The following is a 20,152-nucleotide window of genomic DNA, read 5'->3' as shown; positions in this document are numbered from 1 at the left end:
AACACGCACGTCCCATGGCCCCCGCGCAACAATGAGGCGGTTCATAATGGACGCTGGCGGAACGATTGACGACGCGTGGAGGTTGCAGTGGCCCCTGCCCCGAGCCCGATCGTGCGGCGACGCCGGCTCGGACAGGCGCTGCGTCGGCTGCGCGAGACCGCCGGCCTCACCGGCGACCAGGTCATCGAGCGGATCGGCTGGGCCTCCGCGTCCAAGCTCTCGCGCCTGGAGAACGGCCGCAGCCGCCCGGACCTCGGCGACGTGCTCGACCTGCTCGACCTCTACGGCGTGTCCGGCCCGTCCCGCGACGAGCTGATAGCGATCACGCGGGACGCCGGCAACACCCGCGCCTGGCTCCGGGCGTACCCGGTGATGACCCCGCAGCAACGCGACTGGGCCGAGTTGGAGGCCGGCTGCGTCGACATCCGGGAGTACGCGCCCTGCCACATCCCCGGCCTGCTCCAGACCCCGGAGTACGCGCGCCTCCGCCTGGTCTCCGCCCGCCCGCTGGCCAACCCCGGCGTCGACGGCCAGAACCCGGAGGCCCTGGAGAACCAGATCCACGCCCGCATCGCCCGCCAGGCCCTGCTCACCCGCCGCCTCGACGCGCCACGTTACGACGCGGTCCTCGAGGACACCGCGCTCACCGGCCGGGCCGGCCCACCCGAGATCCTCCGCGGCCAGGCGGCCCACCTCCGCCGCATCGGCTCCCTGCCCAACGTCACGATCCGCATCCTGCCGAACTCGGCCACCATCGCGAACTGGTACCTCGTCCACACCAGCTTCTCGATGTACCGTTTCGCCGACCCGCAGGACCCGGAGACGGTCGCCGTCGAAACCCTCGAACGGGACATGTTCGTCAACGAGCCCCACGAGGTCCGCCACTACGCCACCGTCTACGACTGGCTCCGCGACGCGGCCCTCTCCCCGGAGGACTCGATGGACTGGCTCACCGAGGCGGCGGAAACCCTGCACACGGCGGCCCGCCCACCGGGGCAGCGGCGGCCGTCGGAGATCTAGCTTTCCGCCTGCCTCGCGGCCGGGAGCCGCGTGCGTCGTGCCGACCCGGGACGATCGCGGACCTCGACTCCCGGTTCCGGCGCGGTGCGGCCCGCGGGCACTGCGCCGGTTCCGGGACGACCTTGAAACCCGATATTCCCGCTCCCGGCCTGGTGCGGCCCGCATGCTCCCGCGGGCAAACCGCGCGGCGGCCTCCGACTCCGCTGGCGCTCCGCTCCGGCCGCCGCGCCGGAGCCGGTTCCGCCGGGGTCTAAACCCCGTACTCGCCAGACGCCGCCCGCAGCCGGTCTGCCGAGATCTCCGTACCAGACGCTTCTCGCGGTCTGCCGCCGATTCGCCTCTTCACCCGTCCGGTGCGGCGGGCGCAACCTCGGACGCGTGGTCGGCGCGCCGCGCCCGATATTTCCTCTCATTCACGTATACGGCCGCCGATCATCGTCCTTCGCCGAGACAATCGATCATCAACTCGTCGTGCTTCATGACGATCGAGGGCTTTTCGCTCCGAGAATCGACTCTGGACGCCGGCCACCATGACCACGGACGGATCTTTCTCCCCGGCATGTACGGCGCTTCTCCGCACGAGCCCCGACGTGCCACCGGAACGTCGGCGGGACCAACCGGAGGTCTGCACCGCGGTATCGATGGGCGGTGTTGCGGACACTCCACGTGACCGCCCACCGGGGTGGCGCGCCCGGACGCCTCGGCGTGCCCGTGGTGGGCACCTCCCGGTGGTTGGCCCGTCCAAGTGTCCGCACGACGGACGTGGCGGCCACCCACCAATACGAGGAACATTACGGAAAGTGAGATGTTTTCACCCGATCGGGTGGCGCTGGGCGAACCGGAAATCCTGGCGCTTGTCGGGGCCGAATGGCTGTCATAGACATGTCCGTGGTGGACGGTTGCAAATTCCACTCTGGTGGGAAGTGCACGATGCCATCACGGAGGGTTACGGCATCGCTGGGGAGTGGATCATGCGCTATCTGATCGTCCGCACCGATATCCGGCCGGTGGAGGCGGGGGCGATGGAGTCCGTGTGGGCGGACGGCAAGTCGGTGCGTGACGAGCGGACCACACCCGAGCCCCGGCGCCAGACCGTCCTGGCACAGGATCGGGCCGCCGCCCTGGACCTCGCGCGAGCACTGTCCGCCATGGGCTCGGTGCGCTCCGGCCGACAGCGCGTAAAGATCATCCGCGTCGGCGACCCCAAGGCCTGGCAGGCCCGCGACCTGCACCCCCTCCCCGACACCCCCCACCCCCCACGCGCGTCGATCTAGCGGGATTCCGGCGGTCTGATCTCCAATCACGCGAATACGGCCTGATCGACGCGCGGAGAGCACGCGACGGGCGCGATCCGAGGGCGCGAGGGGCCGCACGCAGGGGACGCGCGAGTCCCGCACGGACGGCACGCCGCGCGGAGAGCGCGTGAGTCCCGCGCGGAGGGCGTGAGTGCCGCGGAAGGCGTGAGCGCCGCGCGGACGGCGCGTGAGTGCCGCGCGGACGGCGTGAGCGCCACGCGGACGGCGCGTGAGCGCCGCGCGGACGGCGCGTGAGTGCCGCGCGGACGGCGTGAGCGCCACGCGGACGGCGCGTGAGCGCCGCGCGGACGGCGCGTGAGTGCCGCGCGGACGGCGCGTGAGTGCCGCGCGGAGGGCGCGAGCGGAGCGTGAAACGCGCACGGGGCCACGCGAGCGCCGTGCGACGGCACGCGGAGGGTGCGGGAGCGGGCGGTGGTTAGGAGGAGAGCCAGGTGACGATGAGGTAGTGGGCGATGGAGGCGCCCATCGGGAGCCCGACCCGGCGCCCGTCGTGCGTCAGCACCTCGCCGCCGTCGAAGATGGTTCCGATCTCGCGGCGGGTGAACCACCGGGCCTCGACGATCTCCTCCGGGTCGACCGTGACCGGTAGGGACGGGTCCGCGATGGCGTTGAAGCCCAGCATCAGCGAGCCCGGGAACGGCCACGGCTGGCTGGCGACGTACGAGACGCGGCTGATCGGCAGGCCGACCTCCTCCGCCACCTCCCTGATCACCGCGGCCTCCGCGGACTCGCCGGGCTCGACGTAGCCGGCGAGGCAGGAGAAGCGCCGGATGTCGGGCGCGCCGGCCCAGGCCGCGTTGTTGCCGAGCAGGCAGCGGCCGTCGGGGCCGGGTACGCCGTCGTGGACCAGGACGATCATGGCGGGGTCGGTGCGTGGCCACACCTGCTTGCCGCCGTCGTCGATGCGGCTCCAGCCGGCCTCGTGGGCGCGGGTGGCGTTGCCGGTGCCGGGCGCGAAGCCGTAGGCCGCGTGCCAGTTCGCCAGCGCGAGCGCGGTGGTCATCAGGCCGGCGTCGCGGTCGTCCAGTTGGTGGCCGACGTCGCGGAGGTTGGCGGGGGTGGCGCCGGGGACCGTGGGGAGCGGCGCGTCGATGGCGAAGACCGGGCCGCCGTCCGGCTCCTCGCCGAGGAACATCCGGGCGGCGGGGTCGACGTCCGGCGCGCTCTCCGGCGTGAACAGGACCAGGCGGTGGTCGTCGGAGATCAGCGTGCGGCCCCCGGCGCGGGTGTCGAGCACCAGCACCCGGGCCCGCTCCCAGGCGGAGGCAAGCCATGCGGCGTCGCGCCGCCGGTGGGCGGAGCGGTCCAGCGTGGTGCGTGCCAGCGGCGGGCCCGGGCGTTCCTGCGTCACGGTTGTGCTTTCTCGATCGGGGTGAGGGCGGCGAGCGGGGCCGCGATCCGCTCGGCGTCGCCGAGCACGACCGTGACCGCGCGGGCCGGGGCCAGGTAGGTGGCGGCCGCGGCGGCGACCTCGTCCATGGTGACCGCGGCGAGCCGGGCGGAGTGCTCGGCCAGGTGGTCCAGCCGCAGGCCGGCGCCGGCGTAGGTGACGGCCAGCCCGGCGAGCCCGGCCTGGGTGGCGACGCCGAGCCGGAGGCTGCCCAGCGCGTACTGCCGGGCCTGCTCCAGTTCCTCCGCGCCGGGCGGCAGGCTGGCGAGGCGGCCCAGCTCGTACAGCGTCTCCAGCATCGCGGGGCCGGTGACCTCGGTGGCCACGTCCGCCGCGACCGTGAGGGAGGAACCGGCGACCAGGTGCTCGATCGCGGAGTGCGGGCCGTACGTGTACCCCTTGTCCTCCCGGATGTTCTCCACCCAGCGGGACGAGAAGTAGCCGCCGAAGATCAGGTTGGCGAGCAGCAGCGCGGCGTGGTCGGGATGCGTGCGGTGCACCGCGGGCAGCGCCATCCGCAGCGACGACTGCACCGACTCCGGCCGGTCGACGACCATCAGAGGACCGGGGACCAGCGACGGTACGGCCGGCAGCTCCCACTTGGACGCGGGCACGTCGCCGCCGATCGCCCAGCCGCCGAGGATCTGCTCCGCGGTGTCGATCGCCTTGGCCGGCTGGATGTCGCCGACCAGCACCAGCGTGGCGCCGGCCGGGCGGACCCGCTCGGAGTGCAGCGCGCGCAGCTGGGCCGGCCGGACGGCCTTGACCTGCTCCGGCTCGGGCAGCTGGTTCGCGTACGGATGCCGGCCGTAGATCCGCCGGAGCAGCGCGGTGCGGGCCACGTGCTGCGGCTGGCTCTGCGCGACCTGGATGTGGTCGACCAGGCGGGCGCGCTCGGTGGCGACCTCCTCGGCCGGGTAGCGGGCCGCGGTGAGCACCTCGCCGAGCAGCTCCAGAATCCGGCCCAGGCCGCTGACCAGACCGTTTCCGGCGAGCAGCAGCCGGTCCGGGTCGACGCCCGCGCTGAGCCCGCCGCCGACGGTCTGCAGCGCGGCCGCGATCTCCACGGACGTCATGGTGTCGGTGCCGGACAGGATGGTCTGCGCGAGCATGGCGGCGCGGGCCGGGTGCGCCTTGCCGAACGGGATGCGCAGCCGCACCTCGACCAGCGGCACGGACGGCCGCCGGATCGCGATCACGGTCAGCCCGTTCGGCAGCGTCGCCTCGGCCTCCTTGGGCAGGTGCAGCGTGGTCGCCGGGCCCAAAGCGGGCAGCTCGGTCACGATCGCCGGAACCTTGACCGGCTTCACTGTGGTCGGACTCACCGCGCCGCTCCCGGAATGACCTCGATGGTGGCCCGGCGCTCCGGCCGGAGCGCGGCCGCGGCCGCGCGGATCTGCTCCTCGGTGACCTCGGCGAGCAGCACGGGCAGCTCGTTGAGCAGGCCGGGCTCGCCACGCTGCTGTTCCAGCACGGCCATCCGGAGGGTACGGCTGAGCACCGCGTCCGTGTCGCGCAGCAGGTGGGTGGCCATCCGCGCCTGGGTGCGGGCCAGTTCTCCCGCGGCCAGGCCGTCCTGGGCCAGCCGGTCCAGCTCCTCGTCGACCGTGCGGAGCAGCTTGTCCGTGTCGCCGCCCGGTGGCAGGTGCGCCTGGAGCAGCAGCGCGGTGGGGTCGCGTACCTCGAACGGCTCGCCCATGAAGCCGAGATAGCCGCCGACGCTGGTGACCGAGCGGTCCTTCAGCACCAGGCGCTCGACCAGCCGGGACGCGTCGCCGTCGGTGAGTACCTCGGCGAGCACCACGTATGGCAGGTAGCCGGCGAAGTCGGCGACCGGGTCCGGCACCCGCCAGGCCGCGGCCACCGCGGGCAGCGGCGCCAGGCGGTCCGTGTACGACTTCCGCCGCTCCGCGGTCAGGTCGGGCTCGTCGAACGACGGGCGCGCCGGGGCGGGCCGCGCGGGCACGCTGCCGAAGTGCCGCTCGATCAGCGCGGTCGTCTCGGCCACGTCGATGTCGCCGGCCACGGTGAGCACCGCGTTACCGGCCGCGTAGTACCGCTCGAAGAAGTCGGCCGCGTCCGCGACGGTGGCGCTCTCCAGGTCGGTGAAGGAGCCGTACCCGTCGTGCGCGTTCGGGAACGTGTCGAACATGACCGGCGGCAGCGTCAGCCAGGGGAACCCGCCGTACGGCTGGTTCAGCACGTTGACGCGGATCTCCTCCTTGACCACGTCGACCTGGTTGCGCAGGTTCTCCTCGGTGAGCCGGGGGCCGCGCATCCGGTCCGCCTCGAGGAACAGCGCCCGCTCGAGCGCGTTGCTCGGCAGCACCTCGAAGTAGTCCGTGTAGTCGAGGTGGGTGGAGCCGTTGAACGTACCGCCGGATCCCTGCACGTGCCGGAAGTGCGCCAGCTTCTCCAGGTTCGCCGAGCCCTGGAACATCAGGTGCTCGAAGAGGTGGGCGAAACCGGTGCGCCCCTCGGGTTCGGAGCGGATGCCCACGTCGTAGACGACGGCCACGCCGACCACGGGTGCGCTGCGGTCGGGGGCCAGGACGACGCGCAGTCCGTTCGGGAGCGTGAGGCGCTCCACCGGGTACCGCGTCGCGGCTATTTTGTTGGATCTCCGGGCCACCCTGCGACATTAGCGCTTTCCGGCGCGGTCGGCTTCCGACGCTCCCGGACCACCTTCCCAGTATCTGGACATCACCTTGACCGGGAAGCACCACTGAATCGATTGTTCCTATCAAACAAGTAGGCAATATCTGGATTGGATCTCGATGAGCTCTCTTCGGCTGCGAACCCTGGCCGCCGCCGTGGCACTCGCCACGGCCACCGTGGGCGCGCTCGCCGCCTGCGGCAGCTCCGACGAGGCCGCCGGCGCGGACGGTGGTCCGGTCACGCTGCGGCTCGGATACTTCCCGAACATCACGCACGCCTCCGCCGTCGTGGGCGTGGAAAAGGGCATCTTCCAGGACAAGCTCGGCAGCAACGTCACGCTCGAGACCAAGACCTTCAACGCCGGCCCGGCCGCGGTGGAGGCGCTGTTCTCGGACGCGATCGACGCCACCTACATCGGGCCGAACCCGACCGTCAACGCGCACTCGAAGTCGAACGGCGAGGCGGTCCGGGTGGTCTCCGGCTCCGCGTCCGGCGGCGTCGCGCTGGTGGTCAAGCCGGACATCAACGGCGTCGAGGACCTCAAGGGCAAGAAGATCGCCACGCCGCAGCTGGGCAACACGCAGGACGTGGCGTTCCGCTACTGGCTGAAGGAGAAGGGCCTCACCGCCACCAAGGAGGGCGGGGGCGACGTCTCGATCGTGCCGCAGGAGAACGCGCAGACCGTGGAGACGTTCCGCAGCGGCGCGATCCAGGGCGCGTGGGTGCCGGAGCCGTTCGTCTCCCGGCTGGTCAACGAGGGCGGCAAGGTCCTGGTCGACGAGCGCGACCTGTGGCCGGACGGCAAGTTCGTGATCACGAACCTGATCGTCAGCACCAAGTTCCTCAAGGCGCACCCGGACGTGGTCAAGGCGCTGGTCGCGGGCCAGGTGGCGGCGAACGACTACCTGCACGCCAACGAGGCGGACTCGCAGAAGGCGATCTCCGACCACATCGGCAAGATCACCGGAAAGCCGCTGGACCTGGAGCTGATCGCGCAGGCCTGGAAGACGATCGAGTTCACCAACGACCCGATCGCGTCCTCGCTCAAGACCGGCCTGGACCACGCCGTCGCGGTGGAGCTCACCCAGCCGGTCGACCTGAACGGCCTCTACGACCTGTCGTACCTGAACGAGGCCCTGAAGGCCGCCGGACAGCCCGAGGTCGCACAGCCGTGACGGCCGTGCCCGTGAAGGAGAGCGCGACCGCCGCGGTCGCGCTCTCCGGGGTGACCAAGGTCTACGGTCGCGGCAGTGAGGCGGTCCTGGCACTGGACGGCCTCGATCTCACGGTCCGGCCCGGCGAGTTCGTCTGCCTGGTCGGCGCGTCCGGCTGCGGCAAGAGCACGCTGCTCAGCCTGGTCGCCGGGCTCGACTCGCCCACCGGCGGCTCGATCGAGGTGGCCGGCGGCGCGCGGCCCGGTCTGATGTTCCAGGAGTCGGCGCTGTTCCCCTGGCTGAGCGTCGGCGCGAATGTGGAGCTGCCGCTCAAGCTGCGCGGGCTGAACCGGCAGCAGCGCCGGGACAAGGCCGCGGAGCTGCTGCGCACCGTGCACCTGGGCGACTTCGGCAGACACCGGCCGCACCAGCTCTCCGGCGGCATGCGGCAGCGGGTCGCGCTGGCCCGCACGCTGGCGCTGGACACGCCCGTGCTGCTGATGGACGAGCCGTTCGGCGCGCTGGACGCGATGACCCGGGACATCCTGCACGACGAGCTGGAGCGCATCTACCTGGAGCGCCAGCTGACCGTGCTGTTCGTGACGCACAACGTGCGCGAGGCCGCCCGGCTGGCGGACCGGATCGTGCTGCTCTCCAGCCGGCCCGGCCGGATCATCCACGAAACCACGGTCGACGCGCCGCGGCCCCGGCGCATCGACGCGCCCGAGGTCGCCGCGATCGCGGCCGACGTCACCGACCGGCTGCGCAGGGAGGTCATCCGCCATGGCCAGTGACACGCTCAGCTCGACGGGCGCGCCGAAGACCGACGCGATCTCCGGGCTCGACGCGCTCGAGATCGCCAGCCGGGAGAAGGGGCCGTCCCGGGCCAGCAGGATCTGGTTCCAGACCTGGCCGAAGCTCACCGCGATCGCGCTCGCCGTCCTGATCTGGCAGATCGTGGTCTGGTCCGGGTGGAAGCCGGTCTGGACGCTGCCCGGCCCGGACCGGGTGTTCCCGGACCTCTGGAACTACGTGCGGTCCGAGGCGTTCTGGTCCGGCGTGGGCACCACCGCGCGGCGGGCCGGCGTCGGCTTCGCGGCCGCGGTCGTCGTCGGCCTGGTGCTCGGCCTCGCGGTCTCCAGCAGCAGAATCCTGCGGGCCGCGATCGGCTCGATGATCACCGCGTTGCAGACCATGCCGTCGATCGCCTGGTTCCCGCTGGCCATCATGCTCTACCAGCTCAGCGAGCAGGCGATCTTCTTCGTGGTGGTGCTCGGCGCCGCGCCCTCGATCGCGAACGGCGTGATCCACGGCGTCGACTACGTGCCGCCGCTGCTGCGCCGTGCCGGGCACAACATCGGCGCGCGCGGGATCAACCTCTACCGGTACGTGATCGCGCCGGCCGCGCTGCCCGCCATCGTCGCCGGGCTCAAGCAGGGCTGGGCGTTCGCCTGGCGCAGCCTGATGGCCGGCGAGCTGCTGGTGGTGATCGCGACCAAGACGTCGATCGGCGCGCAGCTGCAGTACGCGCGCGAGCTCAGCGACACCGAACGGCTCATCTCCATCATGATCGCGATCCTGGTCTTCGGCCTGCTCGCGGACGCCGCGTTCGGCGCCGCGGACCGGGCCATCCGGCGCCGCTGGGGACTGCTGGACCGCAACAGCTAACGGTAGGAGACCCGCATGTACGTCTCGGCGCGCAGCGACTACGCGGTCCGCGCGATGCTGGCCATCGCGGACGCCGACCGCGGGGAGACCCGCGAGCTGGTCAAGGCGGCCGCGCTCGCGTCCGCCCAGGAGATCCCGCTCAGCTTCCTCCAGGGCATCCTGCTGGACCTGCGCCGGGCCGGTCTGCTGCACAGCCACCGCGGCGTCGAGGGCGGCTACGCACTGGTCCGGCCGGCCGACGAGATCACGGTCGGCGACGTCCTGCGGGCGGTGAGCGGCTCGCTGACCATGGTCCGCGGGCTGCCCGCGGACGCGGCCGGCTATCACGGGGTCGCGGCCGGCCTGACCGACGTGTGGCTGGCCGTGCACGAGGCGATCGAGGAGGTCGTCGACACGGCCACGCTCGCCGACCTGCTCACCAAGTCCCGCCAGGGGGCGGCGACCACGTAGCACGGAAGGAGCGGCACATGCGGAAACTCGTCCTGCTCGCCCTGGTGGGGCTGGGCGCCCAGCTCGTCGACGGCAGCCTCGGCATGGCGTACGGCGTCACCTCCACCACGCTGTTGCTGGCCATCGGCACGAACCCGGCCGCGGCGTCCGCGACCGTGCATCTGGCGGAGATCGGCACCACGCTGGTCTCCGGCGCGGCGCACTGGCGGTTCGGCAACGTCGACTGGCGGGTGGTCGCGAAGATCGGCATTCCGGGCGGCATCGGCGCGTTCGCCGGCGCGACGTTCCTCTCCCACCTCTCCACCGAGGTCGCGGCGCCGATCATGGCGCTGATCCTGCTGACGCTGGGCGTCTACATCCTGGTCCGGTTCACCGCGTGGGGCCTGCCCCGGGGCCGGCTCGGCCAGCCGCTGCGCAAGCGTTTCCTGGCACCGCTCGGCCTGTTCGGCGGCTTCGTGGACGCCACCGGCGGCGGTGGCTGGGGCCCGGTCGGCACGCCGGCCATCCTGGCCAGCGGGCGCCTGGAGCCGCGCAAGGTGATCGGCTCCATCGACACCAGTGAGTTCGTCGTGGCGATCGCGGCCAGCGCCGGCTTCCTGGCCGGCATCGGCCGCGAGAACATCGACGTGGTGTGGGTGGCGGCGCTGCTGCTCGGCGGCGTGGTGGCCGCACCGATCGCGGCCTGGCTGGTCCGGCACATCCCGCCGCGGATTCTGGGCTCCGCGGTCGGCGGCGTCATCGTGCTGACCAACACGCGCTCGCTGCTGCGCAGCGACTGGATCGACGCGCCGGACACCGTCCGGTACCCGGTCTACGCGGTGATCTGCCTGATCTGGGCCGCCGCGATCGCGTACTCGCTCGCGCAGTACCGCGCCTACCGCGACCTGGAGACGGCCGAGGCGATCGACGCCGAGGCGGAGAGGCACCGCGCCGCCGCGAACCGAACGTGAAAGGGGCGGTCCGTCGCGGACCGCCCCTTCTCGCTATCGCCCCGAACCCTGTGCCGCCGAGTCGGGCGGGTCGAAGAGTGGAATCCGGACGTCGACTATCGCGCTCTCCGCCGCGGACGTCTCGTACCAGGGAATGAACGCCAGCAGCGAGGCCAGCCCCACCCCCAGCAACGCCAGCGTGAAGACCAGCGTCATCTCCCGTATCCCGCCCTTTCCGTTGCTCACCGCAGAACCCCCGTTTGCGTTATCCGACGACGAGTTGACATATCTCAACGTCTCGCCCAAGCGCATAGCATGTCGTGTCAAGGGGTCGTGCACAGTCGCCCATCGGACCCATCCCCTCACCCGAACATCGCCGCGCATCGGCCGTACGGCTCCTTACCAAGCCACTACGACCGAATCGGCGAAACGGATCGCGCGGACGGGACGGATTCGACCAGCTCCGTCAGCGCCTCCCGGTCGAGCAGGTCCGCCGGGCGCACCGTCACGTCGTCCCGCACGTAGTAGAACGCGGCCCGCACGTGCTCCACCGGCACGCCGGCCAGCGCGGCCCAGGCCAGCCGGTACGCGGCCAGCTGCACCGCCGCGGCCCGCGCCGCCTCGCCGGACGGCCGCGCGCCGGTCTTCCAGTCGACCACGTCGTACCGGCCGCCGAGCGCGGCGAACACCGCGTCCATCCGGCCCCGGACCACCACGCCGCCGATCACGGTCGCGAACGGCACCTCCACCTCGATCGGCGTCCGGTCCGCCCACTCGCCGGCCAGGAAGCGCGCCTGGAGGTCGGCCAGTTCGGTGTCGGCCGCGGCGTCCGCGTCGGCCGCGCCGGGCAACTCGTCCAGATCCAGCAGGCGTACGGTGCCGAAGCGCTGCTCCAGCCAGGCGTGGAACGCGGTGCCGCGGCGCGCGTACGGCGCGGGCGCGGCCGGCATCGGCCGGCGCAGCGCGCGGGCCAGCGCCTGCGGGTCCCGGTGCAGCGTGACGAGCTGCGACACGGAGAGGTGGCCGGGCAGCGCCACCTCCAGCGGGCCGTCCCGGCGGGCGTGCTCGGCGCGCTCGGCCAGCAGCAGGTCCGCCTCCCGCCGCCAGCCCGCGATCTCCGCCTCCAGGGCCGGATCGGTCGCGTCCGCCGCCTCCGCCGGGGCGGACTCCGGGGCGTCCTCGGTGGACGGCGCGGGCGGCGCGCCGAGCGCCTCCTCCAGCGGGCTCACCGCCGGCGGCTCGGCCGGCTCCTCCGGCGCGGCCTGCTCCGCCGCCAGCAGCTCGCGGACCAGGTCGGCCGCCTCCTCCAGCGCGGGACGGCGCGCGCCGAGGGGGTCGGACGGCCACTCCGCGCGTACCGCGGCGGATGCTCCGGGGTTGGTCGCGCCCGGCTCCGGCGGCGGCTCCCAGACCGGGACGTCGCCGTGACCGGCCAGGCACGACGCGCGGATCTCCTCGAGGAACACGGACGCGCCGCGCGGCCGGACGACCCGGTCGCCCCACCAGTAGCCGGAGCAGAGCAGCAGCCGGCGCGGCCGGGTCACCGCCACGTAGGCGAGCCGCCGCTCCTCGCGCTCGTCGTGCTCGCGCCAGTCCCGCGCGAACCGCTCCAGCGCGCCGGCCACGTCGCGCTGCGTCTCCGCGCCGGACAGGTCCAGCGCCGGCAGCCCGTCCCGGTCGCCGCGCAGCGGGAACGGCAGCACGCCGATGCCGGCCAGGTAGTGATCGGACGCGCGGACCGGGCCCGGCCACACGTCGCGGGTCAGCCCGGCGACCGCGACCACGTCCCACTCCAGGCCCTTCGCCGCGTGCGCGGTGAGGATCTGCACCGCGCCCTCGACCACGTCGACCTGGCCGGGCGCGAGCCCGCGCTCCTCCTCCTCGGCCGCGGCCAGGAACGCCAGGAAACCGGAGAGTGTGCCGCCGTCCGCCTCGCCGGCGAACCGGGCCGCCACGTCGCCGAGCGCGTCCAGGTGCGCGCGGGCCAGGCCGGCGTCCCCGGCCGCGGACGCGCGCACCGCCACCTCCACGTCCAGGCCGATGGTCCGCTCCACGTCCGCGACCAGGTCCGGCAGCGGCTGGTCCAGGCGGTCGCGGAGCAGCTCCAGCTCGGCCGCGTACGCGTGCAGCCGGTGATAGCCCTCCGCCGAGTACTGCTGCGGCAGGCCCAGGTCGGCCAGCGCCTCGACCAGCGTCGCCTCGTCCAGCGGATCGCGGATCACGGTGTCCTCGGCCTCGTCGCGGCGCGCCGCCGCCAGCCGCTGCGCGCGCCGGTGCAGCGCCACCAGGTCGCGCGGCCCGATCCGCCAGCGCGGGCCGGTGAGCAGCCGCAGCAGCGACGCGCCGTCGGCCGGGTCGGCCAGCACCCGCAGCGTGCTCACCACGTCGCGCACCTCGGGCGTGTCCAGCAGGCCACCCAGACCCACGACCTCCACGGGTACGCCGCGGGCGCGCAGCGCGTCCTCGATCACCGGGATCTGGCTGCGCAGCCGGACCAGCACCGCGGTCGTCGGCCGTTTCTCGACCGGGATCTCCTCCGGCAGCGCGGCGTCGTCCTCCCCCGCGGCCTGCCAGGCCCGGACGATCCCGTCGGCGATCCAGTCCGCCTCCGCGTCGTGCGTGGACAGCAGCGCGGCCCGGACCGTGTGCCCGCCGAGCGGCTCGGCCGTGCCCGGCGTCGGCCGCAGCGCCGCCACCCGCGCGCCCGCGGTGCGCAGCGGCAGCGACAGCGCGTTCGCGATCTCCAATATCTCCGGCCGGTTCCGCCACGACCTGGTCAGTGCGCTGGTCGGCGCGATCCGCCCGTCCCGGTGCGTGAAGTCCCCGGGAAACCGGTCCAGCGTGCCGGCGCTGGCGCCGCGCCAGCCGTAGATGGACTGGCACGGGTCGCCGACCGCGGTGACCGGGTGCCCGTCGCCGAACAGCGCGCGCAGCATCACCACCTGCGCGTGGCTGGTGTCCTGGTACTCGTCGAGCAGCACCACCCGGTAGCGGTCCCGCTCGATCCGGCCCACCTCCGGGTGGTCGCGGGCGACGCGCGCGGCGCGGGCGAGCTGGTCGCCGAAGTCCATCGCCTCCAGTTCGGCCTTACGCGCCTCGTACGCGCGGACCAGCGGCAGCACGCCGAGCCGGGCCTGCTGGCGGGACAGCACGTCGCGCACCGGCTTCCCCGGCGAGCCCGGCACGCCGCGCACCTCGCCGATGAACCGCCCGGTCCAGCTCGCCAGCTCGTCCGTGCTGACCAGGTGCTCGGCCAGCTCACCGGAGAGCGCCAGCACCGCGTCCGTGATCGTGCCGGGGGCGCGGCCGACCGCGCCCAGGTCGCCCGGGAAGTTGCGGACCAGCATGTCGACCAGCTGCCAGCGGGACGCCTCGGTGAGCAGCCGGGTGGACGGCTCGAATCCCCCGCGCAGGCCGTGCTCGGTGACCACCCGGGCCGCGTACGAGTGGTACGTCGCCACGGTCGGCTCGCCCGCGATCTCCCGGCCCAGGCGGCGGACCAGCTGGCCGAGCCGGGTCCGGACGCGGTGCGCCAGCTCGCCCGCGGCCTTGCGGGTGAACGTCAGGCCGAGGATCTGCTCGGGGCGTACGTACCCGTTGGCCACCAGCCAGACCACGCGCGCGGCCATCGTCTCGGTCTTGCCGGACCCGGCGCCGGCCACCACCAGCAGCGGCTCCACCGGCGCGGAGATGATCGCGGCCTGCTCCGGCGTGGGCGCGTGCAGCCGCAGCAGCCGGGCCAGTTCGCCGGGCGTGAACCGGGGCCCGGCATCGGCCCTGATCCGGCGCGGCTTCTCCGCCGCGGCGAAGAGGGCGGGTTGATCCGTCACGTACCCGGTCTCCTGGTGGGGGGTTCGACGACCTGCCGGCCGCGGCCGGAGACCGGGCAGGCGGTCTGCACCGGGCAGGTCCGGCACTTCTTGTTGACCACGGCGGAGAACGTGGACGCGGCCATCGTGTCCGCGGTGCGGCGGACCAGCTCCTCCGCCCAGCCCGGGTCCGGGCTGTCGGCGACCGCGCCCTGACTCTGCTCGCGCGCGGCCTTGGTGTCCGTGCCGAGCTGCACCAGCGCGGCGCCGCCGGACTCCACGCCGAAGTCCGCGAACCCGCCCGCCTCGACCGCGGCCTGGTAGCCGGCCAGCTGCGGGTGCTCGGCCACGTCCGCCGTGGTCACCGCGGTCGACCGGCCGGTCTTCAGGTCCACCACGACCAGCCGGCCGGCGTCGTCGACCTCCAGCCGGTCCACCCGGCCGACCAGGTCGATCGGGCGTTTCGTGCCGTCGTCCAGGCGCACCGCGAACTCGTGCTCGATGGCCAGCAGCCGGCGCGGGTTCGCGGCCAGCCAGCGCAGCAGCTTGTCGACCATGCCCTCGGCCCGGGACTGCTCCGGGCCGGCCAGCCAGCGCGCGGCCAGCTCGATCATCGGGAAGCGGCCGGCCACGTACTCGATCAGCCGCTCCCGGTCCGCGTTCGCGTCCTCGGCCAGCATCGCGGCCGCGTGCACCAGGTTGCCGATCCCCTGCGCCGGGCCGGCCGGCGGGTTGCCGCCGTGCCGTTCCAACAGCCAGCGCAGGCTGCACCGGAGCGCACCCTCCATGGTGGACGGCGTAACCCGGACCGGCTCGCCGTCGTCGGCCAGCGGCCGGTCGTCGGAGAGCGCGCGCAGGCCCCACCACTCGTCCGGGTGCGCGCCGGGCACGCCGGCCGCGGCCAGCCGGGCGAGTTCCCCGGCCGCGGCCCGCCTCCGGTGCGCGCCCGACCGCGGATCGGTCAGCGCGGTCCGCAACTCCGCGACCAGCGCGGCCAGCGTCAGCGCGCGCGGCAGCCGCTGCCCCTGAAGATCGAAATCATCGGCCGGTACGTCGTCCTCCGCGCCGATCTCGTGCAGGAAGCGGCTGGGCTGCTCCTCGCCGTCCGCCGTGCCCACCGACGCGGACGCCACGGCCGTGACCAGCAGACTCCGCCGCGCCCGGGACGCGGCCACGTAGAACAGCCGGCGCTCCTCGTCCAGCAGCGCGGACGTCTGCCCGGCCAGCGCGGCCGCCTCCGGCGCGGTCCGGCCGGAGAGCAGGTCGACCAGGCGCTCGGAGCCGAGCAGGCTGCCGCGCAGCCGCAGGTCCGGCCACACGCCCTCCTGCACGCCCGCGATCGCGACCACGTCCCACTCCAGGCCCTTCGCCGCATGCGCGGTGAGCAGGCGCACCGCGTCGCCCCGGTCCGCGGACGGCGCGATCGAGTCGGCCGGCAGGTCCTGGCCGAGCACGTGGTCCAAGAACACCTCGGTGCGCGCGCCGGGCAGCCGGTCCGCGAACCGCGCGGCCGCGTCGAACAGCACCAGCACCGAGTCGAGATCGCGGTCGGCCGCGTCCGCGCGCGCCCGCTCCACGTGGCCGCTCTCGCCGGCGCGCGGCGGCGTCCCGCGCACGCTGGCCGCGTACCAGCGGTCGGCCAGGCCGGTCGCCCGCCACAGCGCCCACAGCACGTCCTCGACCGAGTTCCGCGGGTCGGCCGCGGCCCGCCGGACCGTCTCCAGCAGCGCGGCGACGGCCCGGGCGGGCCGGGCCCACCGCCGGTCCACGCCGTCCAGCGGCGACGGGTCCCGCAGCACCGCCGCGATCAGCTCGCCGGACGACCGCCGGTCGCCGGTCCGGTGTGCCAGCGCGCGCAGCCCCTGGCGCAGCCGCCGCTCGGCCAGCGGGTCGGCGCCACCCAGCGGCGAGTGCAGCAGCGTCACCGCCGCGTCCTCGTCCAGCGCGTCCGGCTCCAGCGCGCAGCGCAACGCCAGCAGCAGCGGCGCCACCGCGGGCTGCAGATGCAGCGGCAGATCCTCGGCGTACGTCACGGTCGGCACACCGGCCGCGTGCAGGGCCCGCTGGAGCGGCGGCAACTGCAACATCGTCGACCGTACGACCACCGCCATCCGCGACCAGGGAATCCCGCGCAGCAGATGCGCCTCCCGCAGCGCGTGCGCCACGTAGGCGGACTCCGCCACCGCGGAGCGGAACGTCCGCACCCGCACGGCTTCCTCGCCGCTCGCGCCGGTGTCGCCGATCGCGGCGGCGCCCGCGCGATTCCCGGTGTCCTCCGTCTCGGCGGCACTCGGGGTCCCGGTGGGGTCGTCGGTCTCCGCGGTGCCGCCGGTCCTGGCGGCGTCGGCCGCTTCTGCGGCGTCGCTCGGATCGACGACGTCCTCACCGACGGCGGCGCTCGCCCCACCGGCCCCGGCGGTCGCCCGGTGGGCGACGGCGTCGTCGGAGCGCGGGATCTCACCGGCGATGCTCTCGCCTACCTGGGAACCCGCCTCGCCGTGTGCGGCGGCTTTTCCCGCGTCGTCGGCATCGCCCGCCGCGACCTCGTTTCCGCCGGTCACCGCATCGTCCGCCGCGGTCTCGTTTCCGCCGCTCACGGCATCGCCCGCCGCGACCTCGTTCCCGCCGCTCACGGCATCGCCCGCCGCGACCTCGTTCCCGCCGCTCACGGCATCGCCCGCCGCGATCTCGTTTCCGCCGGTCACGGTCGCGGTCGTGAGGCCGGCCGCTTCATCCGGCGCGACGGCATCGGAGGCGGACGGAGGAGCGGGCGGCGGTGGGGGCACGGTGAGGTGGCGGTGGGTGACCGGGCCGCGGAGGCGGCGGCCGACGCGGCGGAGCGCGTCGAGGAGGCCCTGGGGGGCGCGGTAGGAGATCGTGCGGGTGACGGTCGCGGCCGGGGCGCCGGAGGCGGTGCGGAAGCGGGCCGGGAAGGCCGCCACTATCGACGGGTCGGCGCCGCGGAAGCCGTAGACCGACGAGTCCGGGTCCGCGAACGCGACCAGCGGCAGACCGCCGCCCGCGATCAGGTGCAGCAGCGCGACCTGGGCCGGGTCGGTGTCGGCCAGTTCGTCGACGTACACGTGCGCGATCCGCCGCCGCTCCGACTCCAGCAGCTCGGGGTCGTCGGTGAGCAGCGTCATCGCGGCGCGGACCAGTTCGGCCGCGTCGTAGGCGGCCGCGGCCCGGCCGGTGGTGTCGCGCAGCGCGAGGACCGCGGCGTACTCGCGGAGGAACCGCGCCGCGGCCGGCCAGTCGTCGCGGCCGAGCCGCTCGCCGAGGCGGCTGAGGTCGGCCGGGCCGATGCCGCGCTCGACCGCGCGCAGCATCAGGTCGCGGAGCTGGGTGGCGAACGCCCTGGTCCGCAGCGCGGGCCGGAGCCCGGCGGGCCAGCCGTAGGGATCGTCACCGGCCGGTCCCGCGACCTCCTCGCGCCCGGCGACGCCGGTCACACCGGCGCGCGGCGCGCCGGCCCGCCGGTCGTCAGCGCCGGCGTCGTCGTCGCGGGATGTGCGGCCTCCCGGTCGCGACTCGCTCGCGCGGTCCCCGTCGTCGCGGGAGACCGGGCTGCCGGACCGCGGCTCGCTCGCGCGGTCCACCTCGTCGGCGAAATCGTCCGCGGGATCGTCCGGTCGTGGCCCGGGCGCGGAAGGCTCGCGGTACCGCGGGGAGCGCGTGCCGGCTGCCGGTGGTGGCGTGATCGCGTCCGGGTCGCCGACGACCTCCAGGAGTTCGCGGATGACCAGGTCCTGTTCGGGGCCGGTGAGCAGGCGGGGGGACGGCTCGCCGCGGGCGGCGGCGGCGCGGCGGAGCAGGCTGTACGCGTACGCGTGGAAGGTCCTGACCGTGGGCTGGTGGACCACGTCGCGGTCGGCGAGGCCGGCGACCCGGGCCTCGATCCGCTCACGCAGCGCCTGCGCGGCGCGGCGGCCGAACGTGAGCACCAGGATGCGCTCCGGGTCGGTGCCGGCCCGGACGCGCGCGGCCACGGCCTCGACCAGCGTGGTGGTCTTGCCGGTGCCCGGGCCGCCGACCACCAGCAGCGGACCGTCCGTGTGGGCGACGATCCGGTCGTGGGCGGCGTCCGGCAGCAGCGGCGGCGCGGCGGCCGGTGGCCGTCGCACCAGCCGATACGTCCGCCGGGGCAGCACAGTCATCGCGCTATCTCATCACGACCCACCGACACGCCGGATATCGCCTGGTCCGGGCCGTTATGCCGGGCGGGTACGGCCCCGGTCAGCCGGCCAGGCGCGGCTCGATGGCCTCGAAGGCGGCGTCCAGCGAGTCGACCACGATCAGCTCGGCCATGGCGCCCTCGCGGACGAAGCGCGTGTCGGTGAGCGTGCGCAGCCAGCTCAGCAGCCCGTCGTAGAAGCCGTCCGGGTTGACCAGCACCATCGGCTTGCGGTGGATCGCGAGCGAGCCGGTGGTCCAGACCTCGAACAGCTCGTCGAGCGTGCCCAGGCCGCCGGGGAGCGTGATGAACGCGTCCGATTTCTCGATCATCATGGCCTTGCGGGAGAACATGCCGTCGGTCACGGCCAGCTCGTCCGAGGCGGTGTCCGCGACCTCCATGTCGACCAGCGACTGCGGGATGATCCCGAGCGTGTACGCCCCGGCGGCCCGCGCGCCGTCCGCGACCGCGCCCATCATGCCGACGCAGCCGCCGCCGGAGACCAGCGTGTGGCCGCGGGCCCCGATCTGCCGCCCGGTCTCGGTGGCCAGGTCGAGCCAGCGCTGCTCGATCGCGTCGGCGGACGCGCAGAACACGCAGATCGCGGCCATCAGGCGTCCCGCACGTCGCTGGTCAGGTCGTCCACGGCGGACTGCTCGGCGGCGAGTGCGGCGTCCGCCTCGACGATGAAGCGGACCGCCTCGTCGACGTCGTCGGTCAGGCAGATCAGGTCCAGGTCGGCCGGTCCGATCTTGCCGTCCACGGCCATCGTGTCGCGCAGCCAGTCGAGCAGGCCGCGCCAGTACGCGCTGCCCATCAGCACCACCGGGAAGCGCGTCACCTTGCCGGTCTGCACCAGCGTGAGCGCCTCGAACAGCTCGTCCATGGTGCCGAAGCCGCCGGGCAGCACGATGAATCCCTGCGCGTACTTCACGAACATGGTCTTGCGGGCGAAGAAGTAGCGGAAGTCGATGCCGACGTCGACCCACTCGTTGAGGCCCTGCTCGAACGGCAGCTCGATGCCGAGCCCGATGGAGAGCCCGCCGGCCTCGCTGGCCCCTTTGTTAGCCGCCTCCATCACGCCGGGGCCGCCGCCGGTGATCACCGCGTAGCCGGCGCGGGTGAGCGCGGCGCCGACCCGCTCGGCCGTCTCGCACTCGGCGCTGTCCGGTTTGCTGCGGGCGGAGCCGAAGACGCTCACGGCGGGCGGAAGATCCGCGAGGCTGTCGAATCCCTCCACGAATTCGGAGAGAATCCGTAATGCCCGCCACGCGTCCTTCGTCTTCCACTCCGCGCGTTGCCGGGAGTCGAGCAGCTTCTGGTCCGCGGTGGACGGCTCGATCGCGTCGCGCCGCAGCGTGACCGGGCCACGGTGCCGTTCCGGAGTCAGACGTACGCGACCGCTCATGACACACCCCTCATGCGATCACCGTAATGCACGCCGGCGACGGGTATCTGACCGTCCGGCCGACCCCGCGCGGGCGGATCTGCGGAAAATTCGACAGAAACTAAGGACGGCCGCAACCAAACTTAAGGAAGGAACGTCTTTACTTCACAAGTCATCAGCATGCGCAGCACGGCGCC

At 73.8% G+C, this 20,152-nt stretch carries 15 protein-coding genes; 7 read left to right on the top strand and 8 right to left on the bottom strand.

Going from position 1 to position 20,152, the window contains the following annotated elements:
• Positions 1–87 precede the first annotated feature (87 nt).
• Together J2S41_RS38255 and J2S41_RS38250 are read left to right on the top strand one after the other, a co-directional pair.
• Positions 88–1,020: a helix-turn-helix domain-containing protein gene (locus J2S41_RS38255; RefSeq protein WP_310375676.1), complete on the top strand. Its 933-nt coding sequence runs from the start codon at positions 88–90 to the stop codon at positions 1,018–1,020.
• Positions 1,021–1,991: 971 nt separating this feature from the next.
• Complete coding sequence (locus J2S41_RS38250) at positions 1,992–2,294, top strand: hypothetical protein (RefSeq protein ID WP_310375674.1); 303 nt, start codon at positions 1,992–1,994, stop codon at positions 2,292–2,294.
• Between the two features lie 457 nt (positions 2,295–2,751).
• On the opposite strand, the gene nudC is transcribed toward J2S41_RS38250, so the two are convergent.
• Genes nudC through J2S41_RS38235 form a run of 3 tightly spaced genes read right to left on the bottom strand, consistent with a single transcriptional unit; the run spans position 2,752 to position 6,358 of the window.
• Positions 2,752–3,687, bottom strand: a complete 936-nt coding sequence (nudC, locus tag J2S41_RS38245) for an NAD(+) diphosphatase (RefSeq protein ID WP_310375672.1) — start codon at positions 3,685–3,687, stop codon at positions 2,752–2,754.
• Positions 3,684–5,051, bottom strand: coding sequence for a M16 family metallopeptidase (locus J2S41_RS38240; protein WP_374728232.1), 1,368 nt, complete (start codon positions 5,049–5,051; stop codon positions 3,684–3,686). The genes nudC and J2S41_RS38240 overlap by 4 nt, the downstream gene beginning before the upstream one ends.
• The gene (locus J2S41_RS38235) at positions 5,048–6,358 is read right to left on the bottom strand and encodes a M16 family metallopeptidase (RefSeq protein ID WP_310375670.1); all 1,311 of its coding nucleotides are present in this window, start codon (positions 6,356–6,358) and stop codon (positions 5,048–5,050) included. The genes J2S41_RS38240 and J2S41_RS38235 overlap by 4 nt, the downstream gene beginning before the upstream one ends.
• 145 nt (positions 6,359–6,503) lie before the next feature.
• On the opposite strand from J2S41_RS38235, the gene J2S41_RS38230 reads away from it, so the two are divergent.
• From J2S41_RS38230 to J2S41_RS38210, 5 genes are read left to right on the top strand one after another with little or no spacing between them, the layout of a single operon-like run.
• A complete protein-coding gene (locus tag J2S41_RS38230; protein ID WP_310375668.1) occupies positions 6,504–7,559 on the top strand; it encodes an ABC transporter substrate-binding protein in 1,056 nt (351 codons plus the stop codon).
• Entirely contained in the window at positions 7,556–8,332 is a 777-nt protein-coding gene (locus J2S41_RS38225) for an ABC transporter ATP-binding protein (protein ID WP_310375667.1), read from the top strand. The genes J2S41_RS38230 and J2S41_RS38225 overlap by 4 nt, the downstream gene beginning before the upstream one ends.
• Entirely contained in the window at positions 8,322–9,206 is an 885-nt protein-coding gene (locus J2S41_RS38220) for an ABC transporter permease (RefSeq protein WP_310375665.1), read from the top strand. The genes J2S41_RS38225 and J2S41_RS38220 overlap by 11 nt, the downstream gene beginning before the upstream one ends.
• Positions 9,207–9,221: 15 nt before the next feature.
• The gene (locus J2S41_RS38215; protein ID WP_310375664.1) at positions 9,222–9,656 is read left to right on the top strand and encodes an RrF2 family transcriptional regulator; all 435 of its coding nucleotides are present in this window, start codon (positions 9,222–9,224) and stop codon (positions 9,654–9,656) included.
• Between the two features lie 17 nt (positions 9,657–9,673).
• Positions 9,674–10,606: a sulfite exporter TauE/SafE family protein gene (locus J2S41_RS38210; RefSeq protein ID WP_310375662.1), complete on the top strand. Its 933-nt coding sequence runs from the start codon at positions 9,674–9,676 to the stop codon at positions 10,604–10,606.
• A 33-nt stretch (positions 10,607–10,639) separates the two neighbouring features.
• Here the strand turns inward: J2S41_RS38210 and J2S41_RS38205 are convergent, their stop codons facing one another.
• The 5 genes from J2S41_RS38205 to J2S41_RS38185 form a co-directional block, all read right to left on the bottom strand.
• Entirely contained in the window at positions 10,640–10,831 is a 192-nt protein-coding gene (locus J2S41_RS38205; protein WP_310375661.1) for a hypothetical protein, read from the bottom strand.
• A gap of 164 nt (positions 10,832–10,995) precedes the next feature.
• The gene (locus J2S41_RS38200; protein WP_310375659.1) at positions 10,996–14,415 is read right to left on the bottom strand and encodes an ATP-dependent helicase; all 3,420 of its coding nucleotides are present in this window, start codon (positions 14,413–14,415) and stop codon (positions 10,996–10,998) included.
• On the bottom strand, positions 14,412–18,551 hold the full coding sequence (locus J2S41_RS38195; RefSeq protein WP_310375657.1) for an ATP-dependent helicase: 4,140 nt from the start codon (positions 18,549–18,551) through the stop codon (positions 14,412–14,414). Before J2S41_RS38195 ends, J2S41_RS38200 begins: the two co-directional genes overlap by 4 nt.
• A 79-nt stretch (positions 18,552–18,630) precedes the next feature.
• Entirely contained in the window at positions 18,631–19,179 is a 549-nt protein-coding gene (locus J2S41_RS38190) for an LOG family protein (RefSeq protein WP_310375655.1), read from the bottom strand.
• Positions 19,179–19,976: an LOG family protein gene (locus tag J2S41_RS38185; RefSeq protein ID WP_310375653.1), complete on the bottom strand. Its 798-nt coding sequence runs from the start codon at positions 19,974–19,976 to the stop codon at positions 19,179–19,181. The genes J2S41_RS38190 and J2S41_RS38185 overlap by 1 nt, the downstream gene beginning before the upstream one ends.
• Positions 19,977–20,152: the final 176 nt, after the last annotated feature.

It is taken from the genome of Catenuloplanes atrovinosus (assembly GCF_031458235.1).
In the GTDB taxonomy this organism is placed as follows: Bacteria; Actinomycetota; Actinomycetes; order Mycobacteriales; family Micromonosporaceae; genus Catenuloplanes; species Catenuloplanes atrovinosus.
This window is presented reverse-complemented; position numbering and strand designations above follow the sequence as displayed.

Excerpts from the sequence above, each read along its gene's own strand:
- J2S41_RS38195 (WP_310375657.1), bottom strand. The coding sequence starts at position 18,551 with ATGACTGTGCTGCCCCGGCGGACGTATCGGCTGGTGCGACGGCCACCG.
- J2S41_RS38190 (WP_310375655.1), bottom strand. The coding sequence starts at position 19,179 with ATGGCCGCGATCTGCGTGTTCTGCGCGTCCGCCGACGCGATCGAGCAG.
- J2S41_RS38215 (WP_310375664.1), top strand. The coding sequence starts at position 9,222 with ATGTACGTCTCGGCGCGCAGCGACTACGCGGTCCGCGCGATGCTGGCC.
- J2S41_RS38210 (WP_310375662.1), top strand. The coding sequence starts at position 9,674 with ATGCGGAAACTCGTCCTGCTCGCCCTGGTGGGGCTGGGCGCCCAGCTC.
- J2S41_RS38230 (WP_310375668.1), top strand. The coding sequence starts at position 6,504 with ATGAGCTCTCTTCGGCTGCGAACCCTGGCCGCCGCCGTGGCACTCGCC.
- J2S41_RS38250 (WP_310375674.1), top strand. The coding sequence starts at position 1,992 with ATGCGCTATCTGATCGTCCGCACCGATATCCGGCCGGTGGAGGCGGGG.
- J2S41_RS38185 (WP_310375653.1), bottom strand. The coding sequence starts at position 19,976 with ATGAGCGGTCGCGTACGTCTGACTCCGGAACGGCACCGTGGCCCGGTC.
- J2S41_RS38220 (WP_310375665.1), top strand. The coding sequence starts at position 8,322 with ATGGCCAGTGACACGCTCAGCTCGACGGGCGCGCCGAAGACCGACGCG.